Origin of the sequence: Streptococcus infantis, assembly GCF_019929575.1 — a bacterium.
Classification (GTDB): Bacteria; Bacillota; Bacilli; order Lactobacillales; family Streptococcaceae; genus Streptococcus; species Streptococcus infantis_L.
Window position 1 is genome coordinate 1 of sequence record NZ_JAHZPU010000047.1, and the last position, 4,909, is coordinate 4,909.

Annotated in this window: 5 protein-coding genes; all 5 read right to left on the reverse strand. The window is 38.9% G+C overall.

All coding sequences use genetic code 11. From position 1 onward, the window contains the following. Window positions 1-96: 96 nt before the first annotated feature. Complete coding sequence (locus tag K1I67_RS09335) at window positions 97-729, reverse strand: GNAT family N-acetyltransferase (protein ID WP_223339716.1); 633 nt, start codon at window positions 727-729, stop codon at window positions 97-99. Between the two features lie 226 nt (window positions 730-955). After that, window positions 956-1,255 (reverse strand): DUF1827 family protein, encoded by a 300-nt coding sequence (locus K1I67_RS09340; RefSeq protein WP_000767183.1) that lies wholly within the window; start codon window positions 1,253-1,255, stop codon window positions 956-958. A gap of 63 nt (window positions 1,256-1,318) precedes the next feature. Then, a complete protein-coding gene (locus tag K1I67_RS09345) occupies window positions 1,319-1,768 on the reverse strand; it encodes an NUDIX hydrolase (RefSeq protein WP_223339717.1) in 450 nt (149 codons plus the stop codon). 88 nt (window positions 1,769-1,856) lie between these two features. Next, window positions 1,857-4,109 carry an ATP-dependent Clp protease ATP-binding subunit gene (locus K1I67_RS09350; RefSeq protein WP_045762886.1) on the reverse strand — a complete coding sequence of 751 codons (2,253 nt, stop codon included), beginning with the start codon at window positions 4,107-4,109 and terminating at the stop codon, window positions 1,857-1,859. A gap of 394 nt (window positions 4,110-4,503) precedes the next feature. Next, the gene (locus K1I67_RS09355) at window positions 4,504-4,734 is read right to left on the reverse strand and encodes a DUF1797 family protein (protein ID WP_000443576.1); all 231 of its coding nucleotides are present in this window, start codon (window positions 4,732-4,734) and stop codon (window positions 4,504-4,506) included. Window positions 4,735-4,909: the final 175 nt, after the last annotated feature.

Here is a 4,909-nt window from a genome sequence, read left to right on the forward strand (position 1 = left end):
TCTTCACAAGTTAATTTCATAATAAAAACACCCCAAAAGTTAGATTTTTTCCTGTCTAACTTTTGGGGTGCAGTTCAATTTAAACTCCTTTTTACTTTATTTATTGATAGTTTTTAAAAAAGCCCAGTTCCCAATGGACTTAGTCCCATACTCTAACTCCATAAAATCTAGCAATACATAATCATTCTTTTTATAGAATGGAACATTTTTTTCTGTACTGGTAATGAGCCCTAAGCGCTTGCAGCCCTTGGATTTGACATAAGGCTCAACTGCGTCTCGAAGAAAAGCACTGCCCACACCTTGTCCTTTAACGGATGGATTGACTGCAAGGAGCATCAAATACCAGTCAAAGCTATTAGTTTTTTTCAAATGTTCTTCGGAACGGTCTACTAGATCAAGATACTTCAAAAAATTTCGTGGGCTAATGTAGCGAAACAGTTTTATGACACCATTTAGCAAGTAAGATAGGATAGAAAAATCATTTTGTTGTAATAAGGCGACAGCTAGGATTTCTCCGTCTTGTTCAGCTACTAAACAGGTCTCTTCTTTGATATAGAGGCGAGTAAGGAGACTTTCCAATAGTTCTAAAAAAGCAGGATAGTTTTCAGGTTTCTTGAGATCATCTATGATTAGAGTTAAAAATGGATAATCAAAGAAGCTATCGGCTATTACTTTTCCAATTTTTTGGTATTCGTCTAGCCTTGCTTTTCTGTATACTATGTTCTCCATTTATGAGCTCCTTCTTTAATGTTAGTAAATTATAATAGTAGAATTAAGTGTTTTGATGATCAAGTACCGAGTTTTTACAAAAATATTGCCAAACTTAGTCAGTTGAAGGATTGTTAGAAAACTCTTTCTGTAACACTGAATCTGATTCTAGAATATAGGATTAGACAGACAAAGAACACTCTAAAAAGTTAGAATTTTTAGAGTGTTGTCCAAATATTACTAAGTTTTATTTTGTTGGGATTGAGATTTCAATCAATTTTTCAGAGTAGAGGGTCTTGATATTAGCTTCATCGATATTTTGCTTTTCGATCTTGCGATTCAAGAAAAATTCTTGGATTTTTTCTATTTCTTGTTCGCGGATAGCACGATGTTTATTGGAAATGAGGATTTCATAATGAAGCGGTGCCTGAGTAAAGATAACATCAGTATTGCCTGCAGAGTAGACTTCTACGAGTGTAGCGTCGGTACTCTCCAGTTGGCTTTTAACAAGGTTTGAGTGAGAATTAGTAGTGTTGATGAGCTTCATAGGCTTTCCTCCTGTGTTTCTATTTCTATTATAGCACTTTTTGGAAAAATTGGAAAAGTTAATTTAAACTTGATGCTGCTTTTTCCAAGCTTCAATTGCCCATTTATGACTGCCACGCTTTAAGTTAGCAATGGCTTCATCGATTGGGAACCAAGCTAGATGATTGAAGTCCTCCAAAGGTTTTTGGATTTCTTGATAAGAAGTAGCTTCGTAGAGATAGGCTGGATTGTAGTAGTAAGTATCACGATGGCTGGAATAGAAATACTCATCTGCTTGTCCATAATAAGTGCCAATCTTAGCTGTAAAACCTAATTCTTCAATTAGTTCTCGTTTGAGAGCTTCAAAATGATCTTCACCTGCTTCAATCTCGCCACCAGGCAAGAACCATGCACCATTTGGAGCTTGAACGAGGATAATCTTTTCATGTGCTGAGTCAGGGATGACTGCATAAACACCATATCTAGTTTTGTAGGTTACACCCTCTTTTCTTTCTCCAAAGGTTGGATTTGTCATAAATTTCTCCTTTATGTGTGCGCTTTCTTTCTATCATATTAAAGAATGCTCTTACTGTCAAGTAAGAACATTCTTTTAGTATGTGGAATTAGTCATTTGAGTCAACTGTTTCCAATTTATTTTTTGATTTAATCATGATTTTACCATTACTAGTCATGACAGCCTTGAGGTTTTTCTCGCTTGGATTTTCAAGGTAGTAGTCCGTAATGGCATCTTCGATGTAGTCTTGGATGGTACGACGGAGTGGACGAGCTCCCATTTTTGGATCGTAACCAAGGTCTACAAGTTTCTCCTTAACCTTATCTGTCACATCTAAATGGATGTTATTACTTGAGAGTCGTTTATTGACATCATCTAACATGAGGTCAACGATTTGAAGGAGATTTTCCTTGCTGAGAGCCTTGAATTCGATAATGCCATCAAAACGGTTCATAAATTCTGGACTAAAGAAGTTGCCTAATTCCCCAAGGACAGAGTTAGTACGGCCTTCTCTAGCAGCACCAAATCCAACACTAGCTTCTGCCTTACCTGTACCTGCATTTGAGGTCATGATAATGATGGCGTCCTTGAAGCTAACTGTACGTCCTTGACCATCCGTTAAACGACCATCATCCAAGACTTGAAGGAACATATGCATAACATCTGGATGGGCTTTTTCAACTTCATCCAAGAGGATCAGTGAGTAGGGGTTACGACGAACTTTTTCAGTCAATTGACCTGCTTCATCATAGCCTACGTATCCTGGAGGGGCACCAACGAGTTTAGCCACGCTGTGTTTTTCCATGTATTCACTCATATCAAAGCGAATCATGCTATCAGCAGAACCAAAGAGTTCGATGGCCAGCTGTTTAGAAAGTTCTGTTTTACCGACACCGGTAGGACCAACAAAAAGGAAGCTACCGATTGGACGGTTTGGAGTACCGAGTCCAACACGGTTACGCCGGATAGCCTTAGCGATCTTATCAACTGCATCATCTTGACCAATAACATGAGCTTTGAGGTCATCTGCTAGGTTGATCAGTTGAGACTGTTCTTTTTCCTTAAGATCACCAACTGGAATATTAGTCTTTTGCTCGATGATGTGTTCGATTGTTTTTTCGCTGATGATTGGGGTATCCTGATCCGTTACCTTTGTTTTTTGCATTTCCTTGTATTTGGCAATCTGGTCACGGAAGTAGGCTGCTTTTTCAAAATCTTCATCGCGGGTTGCTTGTGCCTTGAGATTTTCTGCTTCGATTAAGCGTTGGTCGATGACCTTAGGATCTACAAAATTCAAGGTTAAGTTCATTTTTGAACCAGCTTCATCTAGAAGGTCAATGGCCTTGTCTGGCAAGAAACGATCTTGGATGTAGCGGTTAGAAAGGGTAGCGGCCGCTTCGATAGCCCCGTCAGTATAGTGAACATGATGGTAATCTTCGTATTTCTTTTGAATTCCTTTAAGGATAATGATGGTTTCTTCCACAGTTGGTTCATCAACCTTGACCGGTTGCATACGGCGCTCAAGGGCAGCATCCTTTTCAATGATGCGATATTCATTGAGGGTAGTAGCACCAACCAGTTGGAGTTCGCCACGAGCAAGAGCTGGTTTTAGGATATTTCCTGCATCCATATTCCCTTCTCCAGCAGAACCAGCACCGACAATTTCATGAATTTCGTCAATGAAGAGAATAACATCCTCGCGCTCACGAATTTCTTCCATGAGTTTTTGCATGCGTTCTTCAAACTGACCACGGATACCTGTACCTTGGACTAGACTAACGACATCTAGGCGAATGACTTCTTTCCCTTGAAGCTTATGGGGAACATCACCGTCAACAATTTTCTGAGCTAAACCTTCGACAACAGCTGTCTTACCAACACCGGGCTCACCGATGAGAACAGGGTTGTTTTTTGTTCTGCGGTTGAGGATTTCAATGACACGGATAATCTCTTCGTCACGGCCAATTACAGGGTCAATATTTCCACGACGGGCAATCTCAGTGACATTGATACCATATTCATCCAAGAGTCCTTTTTCCTGGATTGGTGGTGGGGTTTGGGCAGGACCACGATTTTGGGAACCATAGCCACCATTTCCACCGTATCCACCCCCTGACTGAGTTGGGGGGATATTGTTGTTATTAGAAGAAGGTCTAAAGTTGTTGAGATCGTTAAAGAAATCTCCAAAGGGATCAAAATCACGGTTGTTTAAATCTGTAATGCCCTTGAATAAGCTATTGTTAGGATCTGTTTTGATAATTTTGTAGCAATTTTGACAAAGGTCGATTTGCTTTTGTTGTCCATTGAGATTGGTATAAAGATGAATCGTTGAGTCATTGATTTTACAGTTTTGACAGAGCATACCGCCACCTCATTTCTTTCTTAGTCTTGACTAAATCTAAAAGGTCAAAAATAGTCAAAGTTCTTTAGTCTCATTATATCATGATTGAAGGGGAAAGCAAGTAAAAAGATTGGATACTAGCACTATAAATAGTAGAGCGCTAATCATGAGAAAATCTTGATAGTAAGAAAAAAATCCTATTTGTCATACAAAAAGGATTCTCGTTGGTGAAAGGCGGTGGGACAGAAATCGATAGACAAAGTCTCGATTTCGTAGTCCCAGCCCCGCGAAGATGATTAGGAGTTTTGGGAGTCTAAAAGACGAACGAAAAATCCAATCAGCTACCGCGTCAAAGTTTGATTGCTAATAAAAAGTGAGGTCGGGATCTTTTGTCCCAACCTCTGTATATCTATTATTAGTATAGAAGTTCGTAAATTTCCATCGCAATCAAGTCGATACTGTCAAAAGTATATGTTTCACGAGCTTCAACATCACGAAGTGTAAAGATTGGGCCATTTTCTTCATCATGATTAAAAGCAACTTCAGCTACAACAACTCCCTCGCGCTCAAAGTTACGTTTTAAGTTACCACCATCTTTTGTCATTGCTTCTAGGCGGTTGATGATTCTAACCAAATGTGATTCCATTTTGATTCTCCTCCATTTCTTATCGTTACTATTTTACCATAAAGAGTATCCACTTGACTAGAAAAAACTAAGATTTCTCGCTATTTCTGTTTTCTTTGAAATTTTGCCCTGTTGTAAAATGAAGTGCAACACAAAAGACATGTTCATCTGATATACTAGAGTTGCAAAAAACAGT

What these genes read in the sequence shown, in the direction of transcription:
- K1I67_RS09355 (WP_000443576.1), bottom strand. Translation starts at nt 4,734, where the DNA reads ATGGAATCACATTTGGTTAGAATCATCAACCGCCTAGAAGCAATGACA.
- K1I67_RS09335 (WP_223339716.1), bottom strand. Translation starts at nt 729, where the DNA reads ATGGAGAACATAGTATACAGAAAAGCAAGGCTAGACGAATACCAAAAA.
- K1I67_RS09345 (WP_223339717.1), bottom strand. Translation starts at nt 1,768, where the DNA reads ATGACAAATCCAACCTTTGGAGAAAGAAAAGAGGGTGTAACCTACAAA.
- K1I67_RS09340 (WP_000767183.1), bottom strand. Translation starts at nt 1,255, where the DNA reads ATGAAGCTCATCAACACTACTAATTCTCACTCAAACCTTGTTAAAAGC.
- K1I67_RS09350 (WP_045762886.1), bottom strand. Translation starts at nt 4,109, where the DNA reads ATGCTCTGTCAAAACTGTAAAATCAATGACTCAACGATTCATCTTTAT.